This is a genomic window from Exiguobacterium sp. s48 (genome assembly GCF_018617395.1).
GTDB lineage: Bacteria > Bacillota > Bacilli > Exiguobacteriales > Exiguobacteriaceae > Exiguobacterium.
Genome location: NZ_JACSKC010000001.1, coordinates 558,792 through 581,470, shown reverse-complemented (window position 1 = coordinate 581,470; position 22,679 = coordinate 558,792). Strand labels below are relative to the sequence as shown.

At 46.9% G+C, this 22,679-nt stretch carries 28 protein-coding genes; 1 reads left to right on the top strand and 27 read right to left on the bottom strand.

Translation table 11 applies throughout. The features are described 5' to 3' along the window. Positions 1-74 precede the first annotated feature (74 nt). Positions 75-950: a YitT family protein gene (locus tag KNO66_RS02975; protein WP_214740283.1), complete on the top strand. Its 876-nt coding sequence runs from the start codon at positions 75-77 to the stop codon at positions 948-950. 39 nt (positions 951-989) lie between these two features. Here KNO66_RS02975 and KNO66_RS02970 read toward each other — a convergent pair whose 3' ends face one another. The 27 genes from KNO66_RS02970 to prsW all read right to left on the bottom strand — a co-directional run bounded on the left by KNO66_RS02970 (position 990) and on the right by prsW (position 22,669). Then, on the bottom strand, positions 990-1,448 hold the full coding sequence (locus KNO66_RS02970) for a GreA/GreB family elongation factor (RefSeq protein WP_214740280.1): 459 nt from the start codon (positions 1,446-1,448) through the stop codon (positions 990-992). A 57-nt stretch (positions 1,449-1,505) separates the two neighbouring features. Then, the gene (locus tag KNO66_RS02965) at positions 1,506-2,189 is read right to left on the bottom strand and encodes a zinc metallopeptidase (protein ID WP_214740278.1); all 684 of its coding nucleotides are present in this window, start codon (positions 2,187-2,189) and stop codon (positions 1,506-1,508) included. Positions 2,190-2,227: 38 nt separating this feature from the next. Then, positions 2,228-2,845, bottom strand: a complete 618-nt coding sequence (locus tag KNO66_RS02960) for a DUF1405 domain-containing protein (protein WP_214740276.1) — start codon at positions 2,843-2,845, stop codon at positions 2,228-2,230. 88 nt (positions 2,846-2,933) lie between these two features. After that, positions 2,934-3,728: a menaquinol-cytochrome c reductase cytochrome b/c subunit gene (locus tag KNO66_RS02955; RefSeq protein ID WP_214740273.1), complete on the bottom strand. Its 795-nt coding sequence runs from the start codon at positions 3,726-3,728 to the stop codon at positions 2,934-2,936. 33 nt (positions 3,729-3,761) lie between these two features. After that, the gene (qcrB, locus tag KNO66_RS02950) at positions 3,762-4,433 is read right to left on the bottom strand and encodes a menaquinol-cytochrome c reductase cytochrome b subunit (RefSeq protein WP_214740272.1); all 672 of its coding nucleotides are present in this window, start codon (positions 4,431-4,433) and stop codon (positions 3,762-3,764) included. A gap of 15 nt (positions 4,434-4,448) precedes the next feature. Continuing rightward, complete coding sequence (locus KNO66_RS02945; protein WP_214740270.1) at positions 4,449-4,952, bottom strand: QcrA and Rieske domain-containing protein; 504 nt, start codon at positions 4,950-4,952, stop codon at positions 4,449-4,451. A 110-nt stretch (positions 4,953-5,062) separates the two neighbouring features. Next, positions 5,063-5,503: a DUF2487 family protein gene (locus KNO66_RS02940; protein ID WP_214740268.1), complete on the bottom strand. Its 441-nt coding sequence runs from the start codon at positions 5,501-5,503 to the stop codon at positions 5,063-5,065. A 160-nt stretch (positions 5,504-5,663) separates the two neighbouring features. Further along, entirely contained in the window at positions 5,664-6,197 is a 534-nt protein-coding gene (locus tag KNO66_RS02935) for a ReoY family proteolytic degradation factor (RefSeq protein WP_214740266.1), read from the bottom strand. Between the two features lie 23 nt (positions 6,198-6,220). Next, complete coding sequence (locus KNO66_RS02930) at positions 6,221-7,495, bottom strand: tetratricopeptide repeat protein (protein WP_214740265.1); 1,275 nt, start codon at positions 7,493-7,495, stop codon at positions 6,221-6,223. A gap of 29 nt (positions 7,496-7,524) precedes the next feature. Continuing rightward, complete coding sequence (gene aroA / locus KNO66_RS02925) at positions 7,525-8,787, bottom strand: 3-phosphoshikimate 1-carboxyvinyltransferase (RefSeq protein WP_214740263.1); 1,263 nt, start codon at positions 8,785-8,787, stop codon at positions 7,525-7,527. Then, positions 8,772-9,827, bottom strand: coding sequence for a 3-dehydroquinate synthase (locus tag KNO66_RS02920; protein ID WP_214740261.1), 1,056 nt, complete (start codon positions 9,825-9,827; stop codon positions 8,772-8,774). The genes aroA and KNO66_RS02920 overlap by 16 nt, the downstream gene beginning before the upstream one ends. After that, complete coding sequence (gene aroC, locus KNO66_RS02915; RefSeq protein WP_214740259.1) at positions 9,821-10,984, bottom strand: chorismate synthase; 1,164 nt, start codon at positions 10,982-10,984, stop codon at positions 9,821-9,823. Before aroC ends, KNO66_RS02920 begins: the two co-directional genes overlap by 7 nt. Positions 10,985-10,993: 9 nt before the next feature. Continuing rightward, positions 10,994-11,773: a CheR family methyltransferase gene (locus KNO66_RS02910; RefSeq protein WP_214740257.1), complete on the bottom strand. Its 780-nt coding sequence runs from the start codon at positions 11,771-11,773 to the stop codon at positions 10,994-10,996. Positions 11,774-11,874: 101 nt separating this feature from the next. Beyond that, a complete protein-coding gene (ndk, locus tag KNO66_RS02905; protein ID WP_214740255.1) occupies positions 11,875-12,294 on the bottom strand; it encodes a nucleoside-diphosphate kinase in 420 nt (139 codons plus the stop codon). 92 nt (positions 12,295-12,386) lie between these two features. Then, entirely contained in the window at positions 12,387-13,349 is a 963-nt protein-coding gene (locus tag KNO66_RS02900) for a polyprenyl synthetase family protein (RefSeq protein ID WP_214740253.1), read from the bottom strand. A 3-nt stretch (positions 13,350-13,352) separates the two neighbouring features. Further along, entirely contained in the window at positions 13,353-14,054 is a 702-nt protein-coding gene (locus KNO66_RS02895) for a demethylmenaquinone methyltransferase (RefSeq protein ID WP_214740251.1), read from the bottom strand. Positions 14,055-14,074: 20 nt separating this feature from the next. After that, the gene (locus KNO66_RS02890; RefSeq protein ID WP_214740249.1) at positions 14,075-14,647 is read right to left on the bottom strand and encodes a heptaprenyl diphosphate synthase component 1; all 573 of its coding nucleotides are present in this window, start codon (positions 14,645-14,647) and stop codon (positions 14,075-14,077) included. A 125-nt stretch (positions 14,648-14,772) separates the two neighbouring features. After that, the gene (locus KNO66_RS02885; protein WP_015881465.1) at positions 14,773-15,045 is read right to left on the bottom strand and encodes an HU family DNA-binding protein; all 273 of its coding nucleotides are present in this window, start codon (positions 15,043-15,045) and stop codon (positions 14,773-14,775) included. 109 nt (positions 15,046-15,154) lie between these two features. Further along, positions 15,155-15,865: a hypothetical protein gene (locus tag KNO66_RS02880; RefSeq protein WP_214740247.1), complete on the bottom strand. Its 711-nt coding sequence runs from the start codon at positions 15,863-15,865 to the stop codon at positions 15,155-15,157. A gap of 5 nt (positions 15,866-15,870) precedes the next feature. After that, positions 15,871-16,071, bottom strand: coding sequence for a DUF2768 domain-containing protein (locus KNO66_RS02875; protein WP_214740245.1), 201 nt, complete (start codon positions 16,069-16,071; stop codon positions 15,871-15,873). 97 nt (positions 16,072-16,168) lie between these two features. Further along, complete coding sequence (locus KNO66_RS02870) at positions 16,169-17,194, bottom strand: NAD(P)H-dependent glycerol-3-phosphate dehydrogenase (protein WP_214740243.1); 1,026 nt, start codon at positions 17,192-17,194, stop codon at positions 16,169-16,171. A gap of 17 nt (positions 17,195-17,211) precedes the next feature. Next, on the bottom strand, positions 17,212-18,522 hold the full coding sequence (gene der / locus KNO66_RS02865) for a ribosome biogenesis GTPase Der (protein WP_214740241.1): 1,311 nt from the start codon (positions 18,520-18,522) through the stop codon (positions 17,212-17,214). 137 nt (positions 18,523-18,659) lie between these two features. After that, positions 18,660-19,808, bottom strand: a complete 1,149-nt coding sequence (gene rpsA / locus KNO66_RS02860) for a 30S ribosomal protein S1 (protein WP_214740240.1) — start codon at positions 19,806-19,808, stop codon at positions 18,660-18,662. A gap of 154 nt (positions 19,809-19,962) precedes the next feature. Then, positions 19,963-20,586, bottom strand: a complete 624-nt coding sequence (locus tag KNO66_RS02855; protein ID WP_214740238.1) for a lysophospholipid acyltransferase family protein — start codon at positions 20,584-20,586, stop codon at positions 19,963-19,965. Further along, entirely contained in the window at positions 20,583-21,257 is a 675-nt protein-coding gene (gene cmk, locus KNO66_RS02850) for a (d)CMP kinase (RefSeq protein WP_214740236.1), read from the bottom strand. The genes KNO66_RS02855 and cmk overlap by 4 nt, the downstream gene beginning before the upstream one ends. A gap of 74 nt (positions 21,258-21,331) precedes the next feature. Further along, entirely contained in the window at positions 21,332-21,997 is a 666-nt protein-coding gene (locus tag KNO66_RS02845; RefSeq protein ID WP_214740234.1) for a flagellar brake protein, read from the bottom strand. A 15-nt stretch (positions 21,998-22,012) separates the two neighbouring features. Then, complete coding sequence (prsW, locus tag KNO66_RS02840) at positions 22,013-22,669, bottom strand: glutamic-type intramembrane protease PrsW (RefSeq protein ID WP_214740227.1); 657 nt, start codon at positions 22,667-22,669, stop codon at positions 22,013-22,015. Positions 22,670-22,679: the final 10 nt, after the last annotated feature.

The window sequence follows — 22,679 nt, the reverse complement described above, 5'->3', positions numbered from 1 at the left end:
TTCTGAATGTCATATGTTCAGGGTAGTCAATCGAGTTGTTTTTCGAGTACTCTATCTAAGGGGAGGTGAACCTAATGACGGTACAGTTACCGATTCGTGTTCGAAATATTATCTTTATCTTAATAGGTTCTTTTATTTTTGCATTCGGTGTTTATCACTTCAACGTTCAAAACAACTTGGCCGAAGGTGGATTCACTGGCATCACATTGATTCTACGTGGTCTATTTGATATTTCACCTTCGATCACGAACTTGGCATTAAATATCCCGCTCTTTTTCATGAGTTACAAGTTGTTAGGTCGCACGACCTTCATCTATACGCTCATCGGGACGTTCTCATTTTCACTTTGGTATGCATTCATCGCCAAATATTCGACGCTTGTCATCGATTTGACGAATGATATGGTGCTAGCCAGTTTGTTTGCCGGACTCTTCATCGGCATCGGGCTCGGCATCATCTTCAACAATGGGGGTACGACGGGCGGCGTCGATATCATCGCACGACTCGTACAACGCTATTTCGGTTGGTCAATTGGCAAGACGTTTCTCATCTTTGACTTTTTCGTCATCATCCTCAGTTTGACGTATCTCGATCCTCGTGAGGCGATGTATACCCTACTCGCTGTCTATATCGGGGCACGAGTCATTGATTCGATGCAAGAAGGGACGTATGCCGGTAAAGCGGCGATGATTATCAGTGATCACCGCACTGCCATCGCGGACGGGATTCATGCGACGATGAACCGGGGGACGACAAGACTGCTCGCAAAAGGCGGCTACTCGAACCGAGAACTCGAGGTGTTATATGTCGTCGTCGGACGAAACGAAGTGAATCGTTTGAAGACCATCGTCAAACAAATCGATCCCCACGCCTTTGTCACCTTCCATCATGTGTACGAGGTTGGAGGGGAAGGCTTTACGTTCGACGAGAATCGAATGCCTCTGAAATAATCAAAAAATCGCCTCGTTCACGATTGAACAGGCGATTTTTTATGGTTCAATATGAAGCACTTCCAATTCAATGACCCCTGCTGGTGAGGTCACCTTTATCAGTTGACCGACTTTTGCGCCGAGGAGTGTGCGACCGATCGGCGAAGTGATCGAGATGGTCCCTTGATCGATGTCCGCCTCGGCCTCGCCTACGATTCGACAGCTCTCCAACTCTTTTTGATGCAATTCTCGAACGACGACCCGGTTCCCGAATGTGACGACATCTGAATGGTCCGATTCGACAATCTCAGCTTCATTGAAGAGGTGTTCGAGTTCTAAAATTTCCGCTTCTAACCGTTCATAATCACGTACTTCTTCTGTATACGTAACATCCTCTCTAAAATCACAAAACTTCCGCGCTACTCGAATGCGTTCACGCGCATCCGTCCGGGCTCTTTTTAACGTCGTTAATCGATGAGTCAATCGCTCATGGCCAGCCGCTGTCATTTGTGGTTTCATCAAAACATGTCCTTTCTTAAATAATGAAAAAACCCCGCCATTCGACGGGATTTCATTCTATTCCTCACGTGGCATGAACACAATAAGTGCCAAACGAATAAGCTCGGCAACCGCAACAAGCGTTGCAGCCACATACGTCCAAGCCGCAGCGTTGAGGACTTTTCGTGCCCCTGTCTCTTCTGTCGCTGTCACGATACCATGTGATGTCAATTGTGCCATCGCACGTTTCGAAGCATCAAACTCGACCGGTAACGTGATCAATTGGAACACGACCGCCCCGAGCATCATAATGACACCGAGTTGTGCCAATCCGAGTGCACCGAACAAGAAGCCACCGAGTAATAACGGGAACGACAAGTTCGACGTGATGTTGACGACGGGAACGAGACTATGACGCACGCGCATCATCTTGTAATCCGTCGCATCCTGGATGACGTGACCGATCTCGTGCGCCGCAATCGCAGCCGACGAAATGGTCGACCCTTGATATACTTCACGAGATAGACGGACGACTTTGTTGACCGGGTCATAATGGTCGCTCATGAGTCCATCGACCATTTCAATTCGAACATTATGCACCCCGTTCTGTTTCATGATGAAATCAGCGACTTGCGCACCTGTGACACCACTTTGGAGTGGTTGTTGTAAAAACTGCTTGTACGTACTTTTCACTCGCATCTGGGCCCATAAAGGGATGAGCATAATCAGTGCAAGATAGAAAATATAGCCACCTAATGACATTTTCTATTTCACCTCTGCGTGTATTTGATAATTTGATTTTACATTCTTATGAACTTATTTTCAAGCGATGAACGCAGAACGAATGCATATCCCATCAAAAAACACAATCCTGTCAGCCAAAACGAACCGTATCCGATCCATATGATGTACTCCGCAAGTGATGGATAACGCGGCCATTGTCCAAGAACGTAATCGACTACATCGTTATGAATCACCCAGATGAGTGAACATACAAACGAGGTCATCGTCCACTTCATGAACGGCGCATAAATCAGCGCTTGGATCGCCATCGCGCCATGCGAAACCATCAACATGACCGCCATCAGTATGGTAATCGTAGGCGCATCATCCGGTAACGTGCGTAGGAACAATAGATTCATAACGACAGCCCACACGCCATATTTGATCAACGTGATGAACGCGAGCGTCTCGAAGATTGAAGAACGTTTTTTAAATATCCACAGTCCGAGAACGATCGTAAAGAAAAGTGAAGCCGTAGGGCTATCTGGAACGAACGGCCAATACAGATAAGGGGTGTCACGCAATTGAGGCTCATACCAAATATAACCGTAAATCGTACCTCCCAAGTTGATGACGAACAGGAGGCTTAACGTGATTCGATGCATCAAGAACGGTTTTAAAAACATCGGGTTCATTGTCTCAATCCTTTTTCTTCAGTTTATCGTCAATAAAGCAATGAAGTAAAAAAGTGTAGCCTAGTAAACTTAGGCTACACTTGATGACTTACTCGTTATTTTCGCCGCCTTCACCGTATGAAGCGATGAATTCAGCCAATACTTGAAGATCTTCGTCAGAACCATCCCACTGTCCGGCAGGCATTGTACCAATACCGTTTACAGCGATGTCTGCGATTTCTTCAGCAGTCTTCGTCGTCCCTACAAGTGCAGGTGCAGCTGCCCCACCCTCAAGGTTTTGACCATGACAGTTGACACAAGACTGTGCTGAATAGATTTCATACCCTGGTGCTGCCGTATCAATCTCAGGACCTTCGCCTGGAATTTGAAGCTCACCTTGTGCGTGTACTTGATCCCAGTGTGTCGTTTGAACAGATTGCCACGTCAAGTAGAAGACAGACAAAATACCAAGCAACATAAAGCTGATGGCCACTGGTCGTTTCGCAGGTCGACGCTCTAGGCCTTGGTCGAGCCAAGGAGCTAACATAAGCGCCGTAAATGCCAATCCAGGAATGATGATCGTACCGAGTACAATCCAATCCCCTGCAGCGAATTGGTATTTAAGAAGTTGATACAAGAACAAGAAATACCAGTCCGGTAACGGAATATATGACGTGTTCGTTGGATCGGCGATGTTTTGAAGCGGTGCAGCTTCAACGATTGTGAGTGCGATGAACCCGATCAAGAAGACCGACCCTACCATCCACTCTTTAAGCAAGAAGTTCGGCCAAAACGCTTCAGTGCGTCCTGGATATTCTGAATAGTCTTTTGCAATGTTTTGTTTCCGATTCGAGATTCCTACTCGAGAGTCGGTTACAAATTTCATCCCTTTACCGCGATGCATATCGTTTCTCCTCCTTTTTCTTCTCGAATCGGCTTATAGCGGTCCAGAAACCCCTTGTTTACGAATCATCAAGAAGTGGGCTCCTAATAGTACGAACAACGCCGCCGGTAAGAAGAAGACGTGAATCGCGAAGAATCGTGCGAGTGTACTCGCTCCGACAATCTCACCACCAGCGAGGAGTGTCTTCGCAATACCACCGATAACCGGTACACTTTCAGCGATTTGAAGCGTAACTTTCGTTGCGAACAATGCTTTCATATCCCATGGAAGCAAGTATCCTGTAAGTCCGAGCGCCAAGACGACGAAGAACAAGAGAACACCGACAACCCAGTTAAGTTCACGTGGTTTTTTATACGATCCAGTGAAGAATACGCGGAGCGTATGTAAGAACAACATGACGATCGCGACAGAAGCTCCCCAGTGGTGCATCCCACGTACGATTTGACCGTGTGCGATTTCATTTTGTAAATAGTATACCGATGCGTGCGCATTGATGATATCCGGTACATAATACATCGTCAAGAACATCCCAGAAAGGATTTGAATGACGATTGTAAAGAATGTCAATCCTCCAAAACAATAGACGAATGCAGAGAAGTGATGGGCAGGGTTGACGTGTTCTGGTACTTCATGGTCAGCGATATCGCGCCAGAGCGGTGTGATGTCTACGCGCTCATCGACCCAATCATAAATTTTTTGTAACATCGACTAGTCCCCCTCTCACTTCTGTGAAATCGGGCTACCCAAATAAAGGAAGCCGTCTTTTTCTTCTTTTTCGTAACGTGCAAGTGGTGCCGTAGGAGGCGTACCTGGAATGTTTGTTCCGTCTTTTTCATAACGGCCAAAGTGACATGGGCAGAAATACTCGTTCGGACGAGTCGGGTCTGCTCCATATGATACTTGGCATCCTAGGTGTGTACAGATTGGAGACAAGGCAACAATCTCGCCACTATCCGTTTTGTACACCCATGCAGAGAGTGTTTCTTCAAATTCGTACCATGCATCTTGTGTTTGTTTCTTAAAGTCGACACGTTGCGGCTCAGTCGTGATGTCATCAAGACTCATTACTTTTACTTTGTCGCCCGCTCCTGATTTTTTCAAAACCGGATCGATCGCAAAGTTGACCATCGGACTGATCAATGTTGCCGCCATAAAGCCACCTACTCCAGTCAGTGTGTACGTTAAGAACTGACGGCGCGTGACTTTTGACCCATTTTGAGCCATTTCGTTCCCCCCTCATTCGTGTGCATAACCCCATAATTCTTTATGCATTCTTCACAAAAATTTCTCACTCAACAAAATAGTATATCAATAAAACCTCTACGTCAACCGCTTCATGTCGCCATCCAACGGCTCGAAAGTTCCGTGATGACTTGTGTCGCAAAATTTTGAACCATCGTATGCGCCTGATCGCTCGACATCGATCCGAGCGCAAGTGGCGGTACGAACAAAATTGGCAAATCAAACGATTTAAAACGGACGTCTGACGCAATAAATAAAACGTGAGAAAATCCAGATGAATCTGCTTTTGCCACTACATCCTGCGCCAATTCCACACCAGCTTCCACATCGGTGTAACTGATCGTCGGGCTGAGCATCGTTCGACCAGATAATTGACGTTCTGTTTCGGCCGTGACGGCTTGGATCACTTCATAACCTTCAGCTTTGCGAACCATATCCTCACCAAACGCCAATTCTGCGAGCGGAACGATGAGCGTATCGACGTATTGTCTTTCGGCAATCGAGCGGAGTGCCCCTTGACTATCGAACCTCATCTTTTCCCTCCTCTCCTTCATATCTCATCATGTCTATTGTAGCGTACATGACTTCGTTCACGTTTCAAACTTATGAACGAACTGTGAAATAATTGTGTATTCCTACGTTATTAATATACCAAAAAACAAGCGCCTACCGGAACGGAAGCGCTTGTTTTTTTTAAAATAATTTAGATGAACGAACTTGATGAAGTCGGCTCGTCAAGTTACGAAATAAATTTTCATCCCGACGATCTAGTGCTTTGTCAATTTCAATCAATAACCGCTCTTCTTCGAACTGGGCAACAGAAGCTTGAATGACCGTTTGCGCAGAAGAGGAAACCTCATCTTTCACTTCCGCTGTAGGCTCGAATGGATTTTGCTCCACGATATCGATCCAGTTTTCGTCAATCATCATTCCTTGGAAGTTTAATTCCACATAAATCGGGCCATCGTGTAGACGGATGTCATGATATGCCTTTTCAGGATTCATGGTCACAAGGTCTCCCCGACGGTATCGGAACGGTTCACCATCAAACCCGTATGCCGTCATGACGAGACTTCTCGGTGATACGGAAGCGTTTGTCACGAAGTGCACATTTCCGAGTTTTTCAGGATGTCTCAACCAATAGTCAAGAATCCACTTCGCTTCACGTTTCCGAAGTGTATGATGAGCGACGAATCGCTTTAAAAAATTCCGTTTCCGCTCGACCATCTGACCTCATTCCCTTCCCATTATCATTCTACGTCATCAGACAATTGTTCGAGCTGATCTTCGAGCACTTGGCGATCTTCTAGATCGATTACTAGTGCAAGCGATTGCTCTACGACTCGGCGTGCATCTTGTCGACGACCTTCCTCTATCAACAGTGTAGCCCATTCTGTCACAAATGACACGTCCTCTTTCATCATCGGCTCGATTGAGGCATATAGATTGACCGCATCATCATATTCTTCGAGTTCATATTTTGCTTTCGCCTTGTACCAGGTCATAAGCGGTGAGGTCGTATGATCTTCGAGTGCATCAATGGTTTCGAGAACATCATCTAGTTCTCCTGCTTCGAATAAAATCGACAACAACAGTTCAGTTGCTTGTAACGATTCTGGGTTCAAGACGAGCGCTTCACGCAATTCTTTAATGGCTCCTTCTCGATTACCGAGTTTAAGGAGCAGTCTTGCTTTGACATGACGAAGTTCATCATTGTAATCATCTCGCGTGATTCCTTGGTCAATCATTTCAAGTGCTTCATCCGTTTGACCGATCGCGTCAAGCGATTCTGTGTAAGGAAGGTAGAGGGATGTAAAATCCGGGTCCATCGCTTGAAGTTCTTTGAACTGCTTGATGGCGACTTCCTCTCGACCGATTCGATGTGCCGTCATCGCATGACCGAAGACGGTATTTAAATCTCGATGCTTCGCTTTTTCATACTCCTCAAGCGCTTCTTCGAATGAACCGACCATCGTGAGGGCTTCCGCATAATCGGCCTGATAATCGATCTCGGACGGTAGATTCATTTTTGGAAGTCGCGCGTAGAGAGGAATGGCTTGTTCGAAAGAACCCGTCGACGCATATAATTCAGCCAATCCATAGATGAGTAACGGTTCATCGGGATTTTTTTCGAGTGCTTCCATCAGCTTTTTGACGGCCACTTCATCTAATCCCTGCGATTGATATAAATCCGCTAATAGTACAAGACTTCTCACTTGTGTCTCCGCATCATCTGAATTGATTTTTTCAAGTACGGCAATCGCTTCTTCTTCGCGATTGCTGTCTAAATATGCTTCCGCGAGCGACAACGCAACATTCGGATCACCCTCGTAATCAACGTACAATTTCGAAAGCACCTCGGTTGCCCGGTCAGCAAGTCCAAGCTCTAAATAAAGGTCTGCGATGGCTAATCGATCATCGTCCGATCCTTCTTTTTCGAGTTCTTCTATGTGTACGAGCGCATGCTCGGTCTCTCCTGACTCAAGCATCTCGATGATATGTGTTAGTGCTGATTCATCTAGCATGTTCCATCCTCCTGGCCATCGGTTTGTCGTTATTCTATCTTACGTTGGATTCGTTGTAAATCGAGACGGAATCGAGGATAACTCACTTCGGACGCTTCCATGTCTTCAATATGGACAACATCATCAGTCATCAGCTCAGCAATCTGAAGCATCATCGACAAGCGGTGATCTCCATAAGTGGTGACATCTCCTCCATGCAATCGACTCGGTTTTACGATAAACCCGTCATCCGTTCCAACGATATCGACACCTAGTTTTCGCAGTTCAGTGACGACCGAATCGATACGGTCGGTCTCTTTCACACGTAGTTCCGCCGCATCTTTCACGACAGATGGCGTTGATGCTTGTGATGCGACGAGTGCGAACAGTGGCAATTCGTCAATTTGCGAAGGAACCATTTCTCCTTCGATGACCGTCCCGGACAGTTCACTCGTTCTCACAGTGACATCCCCGATTCGCTCTTTACCGACGGAACGTTCATTTGAAATGGTGATCAATGCTCCCATCCGCTCGAGCGTACGTAAAAATCCGATTCGAGTCTCATTTAAACAAACGTCTGTCGTCGTAACCAGACTATCGGGTATGATGGCCGCTCCTGCCCAAAAGAATGCTGCTGACGATGGGTCTGCCGGTACATCGACCGTCGTCCCAGTCAACCGCGAAGGTTCGACACGTATGACGCGTTGCCCTTCTTCTTCTGAGATCGATAGCTCTGCGCCAAAAAGCGGTAACATCCGTTCGGTATGGTCACGGGACAACATAGGTTCCCGAACAATCGTTGTTCCTGAGGCACGTAATCCGGCGAGAAGAATGGCCGACTTCACTTGAGCACTCGCAATCGGTAACGTATAGTCGATCGCCTTTAACGATGTCCCCTCGATCACAAGTGGTGCCACTTCTCCTTTCACGTGCGCACCCATCTCAAGAAGCGGGGACGTGACGCGGCGCATCGGACGCTTAGACAGCGATGCGTCGCCTACGAGTTCAAACGAACCGGTATAGCCGGATAAGATGCCGATGAGTAGGCGCATCGTCGTCCCAGAGTTTCCGCAGTCTAGAGTGGCTGAATGCGGCGTCTCAATCCCTTTGATGATCAGTTCATCATCTTGTTCCACTACTTCTGCCCCTAAACGTCGGATCACTTCAAGAGTTGAACGACAATCGGCGCCAAGAAGCGGATTTTTTACATATGTCGTACCGGACGACATCATTCCAAACAAGAGTGCCCGGTGAGTGATTGATTTATCACTTGGCACTCGGATCGAACCGTTCAGACTCAACTTGTCCACCATCCCTTCATCTGTTCAAACGTATATTGCATATCAGCGAGCTGAATCGCCTCCACTGAAATGGAGTCGCGTATTAACACGAAACGGATGATCCCATTTCGATTCTTTTTATCCCGAATCATTTTTTCCACATAATGATCGAACGGTTTCCAATCGATTGCGGTGACCTCATTCAAACGCATCCAATCAAATAATCGCTTCGCACGTGTCTCATCATTGGATAGTAAGAAAGCAAAGACCATCCCATGTAAGACGCACTCCCCATGCGGGATACGATACGCTTCGATTGACTCGAGGGCGTGTCCGAACGTATGCCCAAAATTAAGCCATGCCCGGATCCCTTGTTCTCGTTCATCCGCTTCGACGATGGCTTGTTTCACTCGGATCCCTTTGGCGAGCCATGTGACCCAATCCAACTCATCCCGTTCGGTCAAGGCTGAAAACAATTCGTCCTCGAACGAGGATTCGAGGACGTGACGTGACAAATACGCATGTTTGATCAATTCCCCGAGACCACTCCGGACTTCTTGAACCGGTAAGGAAGCGAGTCGAGACACATTGTAGTACACACCAATCGGTTGGTAAAATGAACCGATTGCATTTTTGGCGAGCGGATGATTGACGGCTACTTTTCCACCAACGGCAGAATCATGGGCTAAAATTGTCGTCGGAACCTGTATGTAAGAGACACCGCGCATATAGACACTCGCTAAGAACCCAGCTAAATCGCCAATCATCCCGCCACCAAAAGCGACGATGAGCGATTGACGGTCGCAACCATGACGCAGCCCTTCCGATACAAGATGCTCAAGATGTGTGATGGATTTAGAAGCATCTCCCGCCTCGACGACGGACCAAATGACGTGCGGATGAACGGCACATAATTGATTTCGAAATGATGAACCGTAGAGAGCATCCACCTGTTCGTCTGTGACGACCCAAATCGTCGGATAATAAGACCAATCGAATGTTTCTATCCAACGATCTTGGTTGTCGACGATGACGTCATATGGAGTCGATGCTGCAATCGGAATGGTCACCATACACGTAGCTCCTCTCGGTATTCCTCCACACGGTGTTTGATTCGTTCCATTGTGTCCTGCCCGAACGTTTCACACACTTCTTTCGCCATCTCAAAGGCGATGACCGCTTCCACGACGAGCGACGCTGCCGGTACGGCACAAGAGTCACTGCGTTCGATTTGAGCGAGAAACGCCTCTTTTGTATCGATGTCGACCGACTGTAGCGGTTTGTAAAGTGTCGGAATCGGTTTCATGACCGCTGAACAGACGATTGGCATGCCCGTCGTCATACCACCTTCAAACCCTCCAAGATGATTACTGAGTCGTGTGTAACCATTCTCTTCATAGGCGATCGGATCCATCACTTGCGAACCTGGTCGGTAGGCCATGTCGAATCCGTCTCCAAACTCGACCCCTTTAAACGCGTTCACACTCATGACGGCCTGCGCAATCTTCGCATCTAGCTTCCGATCGTACTGCACGTAAGAACCGAGACCCGGAATGACACCGTGCACTTCCGTACAGACGATTCCACCAATCGAGTCACCGTTCGCTTTCGCTTCATCAATTTTTTGCATCATTCTCTGTTCCGCATCGGAGTCAAGGGTACGGACCGGAGACGTATCGACAAGTTGTCGTGCTTCCTCGATTGACTGTACCGTCTTCACTTCTGCTTTCTCCCCGCCAATCACTTTCACGTAACTGAATAAAGACATACCCAATTGTTGAAGGAGTTGTTTACAAAAGGCACCGACGGCTACTCGTGCAGCCGTTTCTCTTGCGCTCGAACGCTCCAACACGTCACGTAAGTCACGGTGTCCATACTTCAGTCCACCGACGAGGTCAGCGTGCCCCGGTCTCGGGCGTGAGATGCGGCGCTTCACTTCCATATCATCCGTAATAGGTTCTGCTTGCATCACATGTTTCCAATGTGTGTGGTCTTTATTTTCAATCCAAAATGTAATCGGGGCACCGGTCGTCTTTCCGTGTCGGATCCCCGAGCGAACAGCGACCTCGTCCGATTCAATTTGCATGCGTCGTCCGCGCCCGTATCCCGACTGACGTTTCTTCAACTCCAAGTTGATTTGGTTTAAATCTACTGTCAGGCCGGCAGGGGCACCTTCAATAATGACCGTCAGACCGGGACCATGTGATTCACCAGCTGTCAAATAACGCATCCATTCACCTCATCCATCTATTTTTTCATAAAAGAAACTTTGCTTCATCGCATAGCCGTAACGCTTCGGTTGGAAAATCTGTTCTGTCCCACCTACAAATAGCATTCCTCCTGGACGCAGCGCCCGTTGGAAAGATGTGTATACTTTTTCTTTTGCTTCTTCCGTGAAGTAGATCAAGACATTGCGACACACGATCAAGTCAAAGTTACGCTCATACACGTCCGCTAACAGATTGTGTTTTTTAAACGTCACCAATTGCTTGATCTCATCTGAAATGAAATAGTCATCTCCACGACGCGTGAAGTAGCGCTTTTGAAACTCTTCAGGTAAATCGATCAGCGCCCGTTCATGATACTTTCCTTGTTTCGCTTTTTCGATCACAACATCATCTAGGTCTGTCGCCATGATAGAGAATTGAGACGGGGCTAAATGTTTCGACAGCAACATGGCGAGCGAGTAGGGCTCTTCCCCTGTTGAACAAGCTGCGCTCCAAACGCGTAGTTTCCCTTGGCTCGTTCGAATCAAATGTGGAAGGATATCTTCTTCAAGTTGTTGCCATCGAATCGGGTTTCGGTAAAACTCACTGACGTTGATCGTCATCCGATCCAAAAACTCTTCATACAACTCACGATTCGTATCCATCGCTTTCAAATACTCTAAAAACGATGCGTACCCTTTTTTCTCACGCAAGGCGACCATACGGCGCTTCATCTGCGCCTCTTTATATAAGTTCAAGTCAATGCCCGACTTGATATAAAACTTTTTTACAAAGATGGCATAATCATTCATCACCAATTTCAACCTCAATTCTTTCTCATTTCATCTTTCAAGTGACCGAAGACATTTCCAAAGGAACGAAAAAGGGACAGGTTTCCCCGTCCCTCGAAAAGTCATGAAACGTGTGAGGCCACTTTTGCGAACCAAAGTCCAAGTTCGCGTTCTGCGCTTTCCACACTATCAGAACCATGAATCACGTTTTGTGACATTGTCGATGCAAAATCACCGCGAATGGTTCCTGGTTGAGCATCGACTGGCTTTGTCTTCCCAATCATCAGACGAGAGACGGCCACGATGTCCTCACCTTCCCATTCCATCGCGACGACCGGACCAGAAGTCAAAAACTCGACCAATTCACCAAAGAACGGCTTTTCTTTATGCTCTGCGTAGTGTGCCTCTGCGACCTCAACTGTCGGTGTCACCATTTCGAGACGGTTCAACGTATATCCTTTGTTTTCAAAACGTGAGATGATTTCCCCAATCAATCCGCGTTTTACCCCATCAGGTTTAACCATTAAAAATGTCTTTTCCATTCCCCAAATCCCCCTAAGTCAATAAATGTGTACGATGTACGTATTAAGTGTACACGGTCCGACACATTTTTGAAAGGGGTTACATCAGGCATTTACCATTTCCGCTTTCCGATATATTGTGCAATTTCAATCAACGAGCGTTTATCGGGATGATCTGGCAAACCGTCTAATCGGCGGATGGCACGTTCCACGTAGCGATCAATCGTTCGTTGGCTACGCTCAAGTGCCCCATTTCGCTGTACTTCTCGTACGAGAGACTTCGTCAATTCAGGGTCTGTCGAGACATTGACTTGGCGAAGACGTTCATAAAAGCGGGGGTCCTCTGCGGAGTATAAGAGAGGCAACGTCTTATGACCGTGCTTCAAATCTTCACCGACCGGCTTTCCAAGTTGAAAACTTTTTGCTGTGAAGTCGAGTAAATCATCTGTCATTTGAAAGGCCATGCCGATATCATACCCGAATAAGCTTAATTGCTTTACAACAGACGGAGATGCGCCTGAAATGACGGCACCTGCTGCACAACTCGTCTCTATCAACAGGGCGGTTTTCCGGGCAATTCGGTCCAAATAACGCTTTGGTGACTGTCCCCACTCATATTGATCTTGGATTTGATTAATTTCACCGACACAGATCCGCTCCATCGTATCCGACATGATGCGCATCACTTCTGGTGACTCAATCTCAGACACGAGACGAATCGCCTCACCGAACAACGTATTTCCCGTATACATCGCCACCGTTTCATCATATCGCTCCATCACGGTCGGTTTGCCGCGACGGAGAATCGCATCATCAATCACATCGTCATGGACGAGTGATGCCATATGAATCAGTTCAAGACTTGAGGCAACTTTCGTCAAACGGATATCTTTCGTCTCACCGAATCCTGCACTCAATAGGACAAAGGCTGGTCGGATACGTTTTCCACCAGCATCGAGTAGTTGACGCGATGCTGACTCGATGACAGGGTGGTCCGTCCTGACTCGAGTAGATAAAAATTGATCAATTTGATCAATCTCTCGGTTCATATGACGATAAAGTCGCTTCAAAGACATGATTCACCACTTCTTTCCTAGATGCATGGCACATGCACCAGCGGAGAATGTCTTCACTTCGACTTGTTCAAACCCGGCATCTTCAAACATACGCTTCAAAGTCAAACGGTCTGGAAATTGATCAGTCGATTCTTGAAGCCATTTGTACTGATCATATGAGCCTGCGAACACTTTTCCGAATAACGGCATAACCGTCCCGAAATAGAACCGATACAACTCTTTGAAGACAGGTGCCGTCGGTTGACTCGTTTCAAGACACACGACCGTGCCCCCTGGTTTCAAGACGCGATGCATCTCGCGCAATACCGTCATGTAGTCCGGGACGTTTCGAAGTCCAAACCCAATCGTGACATAATCAAATGAATTGTCACCAAACGGCAAAGCCATCGCGTTTCCGTGTAGTAATTCAACGTTCGGTAGCGATTTAACTTTTTCTTCTCCCACTTTTAACATATTCTCTGAAAAGTCGAGCCCCTTCACGACACCCGTGTTCCCTGCAGCTTCCGCCAATTGAATCGTCCAGTCGGCGGTCCCACAACAAACGTCTAAACATTTGGCCCCCGGAAAGACGTTCATTTTTTTCATCGTCGTCCGACGCCACCATTTGTGAAGTCGGAAGCTGATAATCGAGTTCATCGTATCGTAGCTCGGAGAAATAGATTGAAATACTTCATATACTTTTTGCTCTTTTTCTATCGGTTGCAACGCGTAACATCCTTTCCGTTCTAAGCGACCGCATGCGCAAGCAATGTCGTGAGTTGCTCTTTTTGATCTTGTCTAAGCGCCGTCGCTTTCTGTTCAATCAGTCGTTTCCCGCTCGTTGTCAAATATGGCCGTTCAAGCAATTCGGCAAGCGTTTGAATCAATCCGATGTTCGCTTCGAGCCAGACGTTCATCGGAACGTTCGTCTCGAGTAGTAACGTACATTTTGCCGCATTGACCCGTTGTACAGACTGTCCAAATCGATTACTATATGACGATGGAAATCCAGTCAAAATTTTATAAAACTGAGCCGAGGCAAAATCGCCAGCGAGCACTTTTAATTGTCGCGCTAAAGAACCTTTCGGACTACTGTTCACTTGATCGTGTAATTCGAGCGCTTGATGTGCGAAATACGTTGCCATCACGAGTTGTCGATGCTCAATCGATTCCAAATCAATCATCTCAACCATCCAACGAAGCAACAAAAAATCGACCGCTGGTACAATTTCGTGTTTCGTCAAATAAGGATGATTCATACGTTGTTCGATTTGACGAGCAAGGTCTGTGACAACGAATTCATTTGTCAACTGTTCCATGCTATCCCCCCTCGTCCACTTCATTGTCATTCTGACATAGTATAGCACATTTTTGTCACATTCACGTCATTCGAACTCGTAAACCCAACAAAAAAGCCGCCTCTCGGCGACTTATGTATTGCAGATTACTTGACCGCATCTTTGAGCGCTTTACCTGCTTTGAATGCAGGAACTTTGCTCGCTGGGATTTCGATATCTTCTTTTGTACGTGGGTTACGACCTTTACGGGCAGCACGCTCACGAACTTCAAAAGTACCAAAACCGATCAATTGAATTTTCTCACCGTTTTGGAGTGCTTCAGTGATTGATTCAAACGTAGCTTCTACGATTTTCGTTGCTTCTTTTTTAGAAACATCGGCTTTCTCAGTAACAGCTTGGATCAATTCAGTTTTGTTCATCACGATTCACCTCCTCTCACAGGGAGTTTACGGGATTAATCATATCGTACAAACGTTGATATGACAACATTTTTTGCATGATTTCACGACTTTCACTATTAAAACGAGTTCAGTTGTTTAAAAAAACGACTTCTCCTTGTTCATCTATCGTATACCCTTGCGAGTAAGCCGGGGCAAATGGGGCATCTTCATACAGTAAATAACGAATGTCTTCACCGATTTCCGGTGTCTCGTCCGTCTTTTGAAGCGCTTCCTTCACGTCCTCCCGATAGTCCACAAATAGTTGTCCTGTGCCGTCTACATAAATCGGAAGTTCTCTGTCAGAGTAAGGGCTAGGTATGACCGGCTCTTCCGAGACGAAAATTTTATCATAGTCGAGCGTGAACTGGTTTTTCCCAATCGAACCGTCGAATGGGAACTTTCCTTCTTTCGCTCGAAACGCATTGATATTCGTTTGTAGTTGTTGCAATCGTTCAGATACACGCAAATCGATTAATTTCACGGTCGGATCTGTCTCCACGTCAACGAGAATATATTGGAATAACCCGCCACCTTCGAAACTATTTCCAGGTGGATCAGCCAAATAGCCTGGGACAAGCCGTGCAAATTCAATCGGGTAGCGTTCCATCAAAGGCGTTTCCGCTGGCTTCGTTTTAATCGGCAAGACGCCAGATTGTTCACGATAGGCATTGACCGCACTTTGTACCGTATTCAATTGATCCTCATATGGGATGTTGTTCGCACGCTCTGAATCAGGGAACATACATCCGGCTAAAAGCGTCGTTATGGTCAAACTAATGGCAACAATCATTTTTTTCATCACGTTTATCCTCCTGTCGGCCCTGAGACGACGACAAAAATCATAACAACAGTCCCGAACAAGAATATGATGAATGCAATCAGTCTGACGAGTGTTGCAAACCACCCGCTCAATTTCGTATGACTAAGTGCGACCATTAATGCAGCGAGGGCAAAAGCTCCAATCCCCGCGAATGAAATCCACATTTTGATGAGTGACGGTGTCACGTCTATCCCCCTACTTTCTCTATGTTCTCCAGACTTCAAGTGTAGCAAAAAAAAGCGAGGAACTGAACGAAAACGTCAGTTCCTCTCTCGACCTATCTTATTCTTCGAAATGAAACACTTGTTCCATCTCATGCTTTTGTGGGCGTCTCATTAATTTCTTCACTTCATCATGAGGACTCTTGCCCTCAAATAGCACGTTATAGAGCGCTTCCGTGATTGGCATCTCCACACCCGCCTCTTTCGCGAGTGAGTGCGCCGCTTCACAGGCACGTACTCCTTCGACGACCATTCCCATGTTCCCGAGAACGTCTTCTAGCTTTTCTCCTCGCCCAATGGCATTTCCGGCTCGCCAGTTTCGACTATGTTGTGACGTTGCCGTAACAATGAGGTCTCCGATTCCTGTCAACCCTGAGAACGATGCTGGATTCGCGCCGAGCTTCACGCCAAGTCGAGCAATCTCGACAATCCCACGTGTCATGAGGGCAGCTTTCGCATTATCCCCATAACCGAGACCATCCGTCATCCCTGCCGCTAAGGCGATGATGTTTTTTAGTGCTCCACCGTACTCGGCCCCAACAACGTCAGAGTTCAAGTACACACGGAACTGGTCGTTTGTGAGCAGTTCCTGCACTTCATCCGCCACATCGAGATCCTCACATGCGATTGTAATGGTCGTCGGTTTTCGAACCGCGACTTCCTCCGCATGAGTTGGTCCTGTCAACACACCGATCGCTCGACGTTTCGCAGGTTCAATCTCTTCGGCAATGATTTCCGAAAGGCGCTTATGCGTTTTCGGTTCGATTCCCTTTGCGGCATGAACAATCGTGACGGGTTTCGTCAACAACGTATTCAATTCTTTTGAGACCGGACGGATTGCCGAACTCGGGACGACGAGAAACACGATGCTTCGACCGTCTAACGCCTCTTTCAAGTTCGTCGTCGCTCGAATCGATTCAGGTAACGGCGCATCCTTCAAATACAACGAGTTCGTATGCAACGAGTTGATTTCATCCACATGTTCTTGCTCACGTCCGTAGAGCAGGACATCATGACCATTGTCCGCTAACACGAGCGAGATGGCCGTTCCCCAGCTTCCCGCTCCGATGACTGCTACGTTTGCCATAAGTGGCACCCCCGTTATTAGTTTTTCTGACGAGCCACGATGTGAATCGGTGTCCCGGTGAAGTCAAATGCTTTACGGATTTGATTTTCCAAATAACGTTTATAAGAGAAGTGCAACAACTCAGGGTCGTTGACGAATAAGACGAATGTCGGCGGCTCGATGGCAACTTGAGTCGCGTAGTTGATCTTCAATCGTTGTCCTTTATCCGTCGGTGTCGGGTTCATTGCGACCGCATCGACGATGACATCGTTCAACACGCTTGTCGAGATACGACGACGATGTGTTTCTGCCACTTGCTTGATGACAGGCAACAATGTCTGTAAGCGTTTCGACGTGAGCGCTGACAAGAAGACAATCGGTGCATAGTCGAGGAATAAGAATTCTTGACGAATCTTCTCTTCCATCTTTTTCATCGTTTTATCATCTTTTTCGACGGCATCCCATTTGTTGACCACGATTACAATCGCCTTCCCGGCTTCATGTGCAAGACCGGCGACACGTTTGTCCTGCTCGATGATCCCTTCTTCTCCGTCGAGGACGACGAGGACGACGTTTGATCGCTCAATCGCCTTTTGGGCACGCATGACACTATAACGTTCTGTTGATTCGTATACTTTCCCACGTTTACGCATACCGGCCGTATCGATGATGACGTACTCTTGTCCGTCACGTGTGAACGGTGTATCAATCGCATCGCGAGTCGTACCGGCGATATTGGAAACGATGACACGGTCTTCACCAAGGATTGAGTTCGTCAAACTTGACTTCCCGACGTTCGGGCGCCCAATCAACGAGAACTGAATGACATCTTCGTTGTACTCGTACTCGTCTTTTTCTGGAGCGAGTTCGAATACTTGGTCGAGCAGGTCACCGAGTCCTAACCCGTGTGTACCTGAAATCGGGAACGGGTCACCAAATCCGAGAGAATAAAACTCGTACATGAGATCTCGCATTTCAAAGTTATCGACTTTGTTGACGGCAAGAACGATTGGTTTGTTCGAACGGAACAATAAGTTCGCTACTTCTTCATCCGCTGCCGTGATACCTTCGCGTCCATTCACCATGAAGATGATGACATCCGCTTCATCAATGGCGAGTTCAGCCTGATGACGCATTTGAACGAGCAACGGCTCGTCTCCGACTTCGATCCCACCTGTATCGATTAAATGGAACTTACGGTTGAGCCACTCTCCTGTGCCGTAAATACGGTCACGTGTGACACCCGGTTTATCATCGACAATCGACACACGATCTCCGATGATGCGGTTAAAAATTGTGGATTTTCCGATATTCGGACGGCCAACAATGGCCACTGCTGGAATTCCCATAACAACACCTCACTAACTTTCTATCAAAATTTCATCATTTCATCATTTCGAAACGCAACTCACCTATCATATCACAGGCAAAATTAAGTGACCATACAAAAAGAAGCGGGAGCATGACTCCCGCTTGAACAATCATCTTATTTTGAGTCATCCGAAGAGTCATCGCCTGTCAGTTCAGAGACAGAGAATCCTCCTTGGTCGCTATATTCATCGAGTAACTCCTGGTCATCATCTTGACGAGTCGGTTCAGATGATTCGAGAGCACGCATCGACAATGAGATTTTCTTATCGTCGAGATGAACGTCTAGCACTTTCACTTGCACTTCTTGACCTTCAGTCAAGACTTCAGAAGGTGTCGCGATATGACGGTTCGCGATTTGCGAGATATGAAGAAGGCCTTCCACTTGTGGTGCAACCTCAACGAACGCACCAAACGTCACGAGACGTTTGACCGTACCTTCGATGACATCCCCCGGTTGAATCTTGCCTTCAATGGTTTCCCAAGGACCAGGTTGCGTCTCTTTAATCGAGAGTTTTACTTTTTCATTATCTAAGTCAAGACCAAGTACTTTCACTTTGACACGGTCGCCTTCAGTGACAACATCACTCGGCTTCTCGACACGACTATGAGCCATCTCTGAAATGTGAACGAGACCGTCCACTCCGCCGATATCGACGAATGCACCGAAATCTGTCAAACGTTGAACCGTACCTTCGATAACTTGACCGACTTCGAGCGATTCGAGCGTTTCTGATTTCTTGGCGCTCATCTCAGCTTCGACAACTGCTTTATGTGACAAGATGACACGATTTTTTTCACGGTCGATCTCGACGACTTTTACGGTAATTGGATTATTCAAATATGACGAGAAGTCCTCGACGAAGTGACTTTCGACAAGGGACGCAGGGATGAATCCGCGAATTCCGATATCGACGACAAGACCACCTTTGACCTTGTCTTTCACCATCACTTCAAACACTTCACCCGATTCGAATTTTTCAACGATGTGATCCCATGCTGCTTCGGCATCAACGTCTTTTTTCGAAACGACCACTTCTTCGTCCGTGACCTTTTTCACTTTGACACGAATCTCGTCGTTCACTTGGAGTGATTCGTTTAAATCGTCTAGATGCATGCTTGATACTTCGCTAATTGGCAAAATCGCTTCGGTTTTATAACCGATATCGATCAGCGCTTGCTTATCCTCGATTTTGACGACTGTTCCGGTCACAATTTGACCACGATTAATTTCAAAATCAGGCATATCTTTCATTTCTTCGACCATTCCAACACTACCCCCTCACGATGAGTACAAAAAGGAGCGCCAAAGGCGCTTACACCTAGTATAAATCTCTTATAATTCCGAGATTTTGTCAAGGCGTTATGAAGATTGTACCTCTATTGAAAGAAGTTTAAACCTCAATTTCACAATCCGTTTTTCACTTCGTGAATGAATGGTTTAAGTAAAGGTCGGCAATCGTATTCATAATTAAGTCGGCTGCTTCTTGCGCGCTCGCCTTACGTTCTTTCAGTTCTGACAAGTCGATCGGCTTGCCGATGACGACACGTAGTTTTGCGCGAAACTTATATTTCCCGATGATGGCAATCGGTAGGATATGCGCATTCGAACGCATTGCGAAGAATCCAACTCCAGCCTGCGCCTTCCCGAGCGTGCCATCTTTTGAACGCGTTCCTTCAGGAAAAATGGAGATGACCTCGTCTTCTTTCAGCTTTTGAAGAACGACACGAAGTGCCTGCCGGTCTCCTTCTCCCCGTGAGACGGGAATTTGTCCCGCGCGCTTTAATATATGTTTTAATACCGGAACGTTAAACAGTTCTTGTTTAGCAAAAAATCGAAGCGGACGTTGTTTCGGGATCGCGCAAGCCAATAAAACTGGGTCCCAGTTTGACTGATGATTCGAACAAACAAGAATAGACCCATCCATCGGAACGTTTTCTCGTCCGATGAACTCGACTTGAAACGATGCCCGCTGAATGCCATTTACGACGGCTCTCGCCATCCGGTACATGCCAAACGGTCCGTTATTTAATGTTTCGCTCATGCTTTCACCTCTTTAATGAATTGTTCAATCGCCCGAACAACCCCATCAATCGATAGTGTCGTCGTATCCAGGAAGTGCGCATCCTCAGCTTGGCGAAGGGGTGCGACCTCCCGCTCGGAATCACGCTTGTCACGGAGAGCGATTTCTTCTTTCAATCGGTCATAATCACTCGGTATCCCTTTTGAAACATTTTCCTCATGGCGACGACGAGCACGTTCTTCAACAGAAGCAGTCATAAATACCTTCAAGTCCGCATTCGGCAAGACATGCGTACCGATATCGCGTCCGTCCATGACGACCCCGCCCTCTTTCGCCAAATCACGTTGTAGGTCCATCAAGGCATCCCGCACTTCCGGTTGTCGAGCGACAAAACTGACGTTGTTCGTCACTTCACTTGAACGAATGACATCTGTCACTTCTTCATCACCATCAAATACGCGTTGTCCTGCTTCAGATGGCACGAGTCGCAGTGACATCTTTGCAATCATGTCCGCTAGAGCCGGTCCATCTTCGAGCGCAATCCCTTCACGCAAGGCGCGATAGGTCACCGCACGATAAATCGCACCCGTATCGATATAGACATATCCTAATTGTTTCGCAAGCGACTTGGCAATCGTACTTTTCCCGGCACCAGCCGGTCCATCTAATGCAATTTGTAATGATTTTTTCATACAAAACGGGTATCGAGTGTTCCCGATACCCTCCTCCTCTCGGTCAATAATCCCGAGAACATCATAACAGTTTTTTATCTTGAAGAAAATATAGACCCTGTCCGCTTTCGAGCTTCGAGCTGGACGCGGAAACAGTAACGTAAAATCGTCTCTTGATCGCGCGGCGTCAAATCTTCAAAGGCTAGCGAGAGTTCCTGCTTCATTTCCTGCTTATGGATACGTACGAGGCGACTCTTTACGCGAAAGAGTTGAGGCGTTCCTTGTTCATTTTCAATTCGGAAAACAACGATGAGTGACTCATCCACTTCAACCGGCGCACGGTTCGCAATAATTTTCATTCCACCTGCAGAAACGTCTAATGACGTCGTTTCAAACGACTCGAACCCTTCACCGTCAGCCGCGAGCACGGTCACGTCAATCATTTCAGGAACACGTAAATATTCACGACGCTGAATACGTTTAATTTTTTTCTCGTCCGGCAGGTTAAACGCATATCGAATCGTCATTTGGGCATCACTGATCCGTTTCGCAACTTTCGTGTCGAAAGCAAACAATTGATTGTCTCCTTGGAAGAAGTAAACCCGTATTTCTTCCTCTTCGTGTAAAAAGAATGTCTTAAGTGTTGTCATATCACTTGGTGATTCAATCCACACGACTTGATCAACGATTGCAGCGATTTTCGTCTTCCCCTCTGCGCGGCCTTCTACTTCAATTCTTAATTCTTGACCTTCTTTTAACATACGTTCTCTTCCCCTTTATTTAAATTGACGACGATTGGACAGGTTGGCCGCTCGCACTAGTAGCAGAGCAACCATCCATAAAATGACGATATATAGAACGGCAGGTAGCTTGTTCTCCGGCTCGAGAATCAAAATCAAATCGAACGTACCGTGAATGATTGTCGCAGATAGAATGGCCATGAACAGCCATACTCTCTCTCGTGCCGAATGCTTTGCCCGCCCTAAACAATACCCCATCACGACCGCGAACAAGGCGTGTCCGCTCACAGGCAAGATTGCACGCCAAATCGCAATTTCTAATGAATCGTACACCCATAAGTATAAAAAATTCTCTAATGTCGCAAAGCCTAATGAGCAGGCGACCGCATAGAGAATCCCGTCGTAGTAATCATCAAAGACTTTATGTATATATATTGTATAATAAATCATAAACCATTTAAAAAACTCTTCGAGTAAAGCAGTGGCGACATACGCCCCCCAAAACGGTCCGGTAAGAACACCTTCTTCAACGAAGGCATATTGGATAAACATGATGGGGAACACGAGAACTGCGCCGGCCACGAAAGAACGAATCACATATCCGAGCGGTTCCGCCTCCAATTCATGTCGAAGATAGAAGTAGGAAAGAAGGGCAAGCCCCGGGGCAACCGCAGACAAGGCGATTGCGATCATCATGCATCTC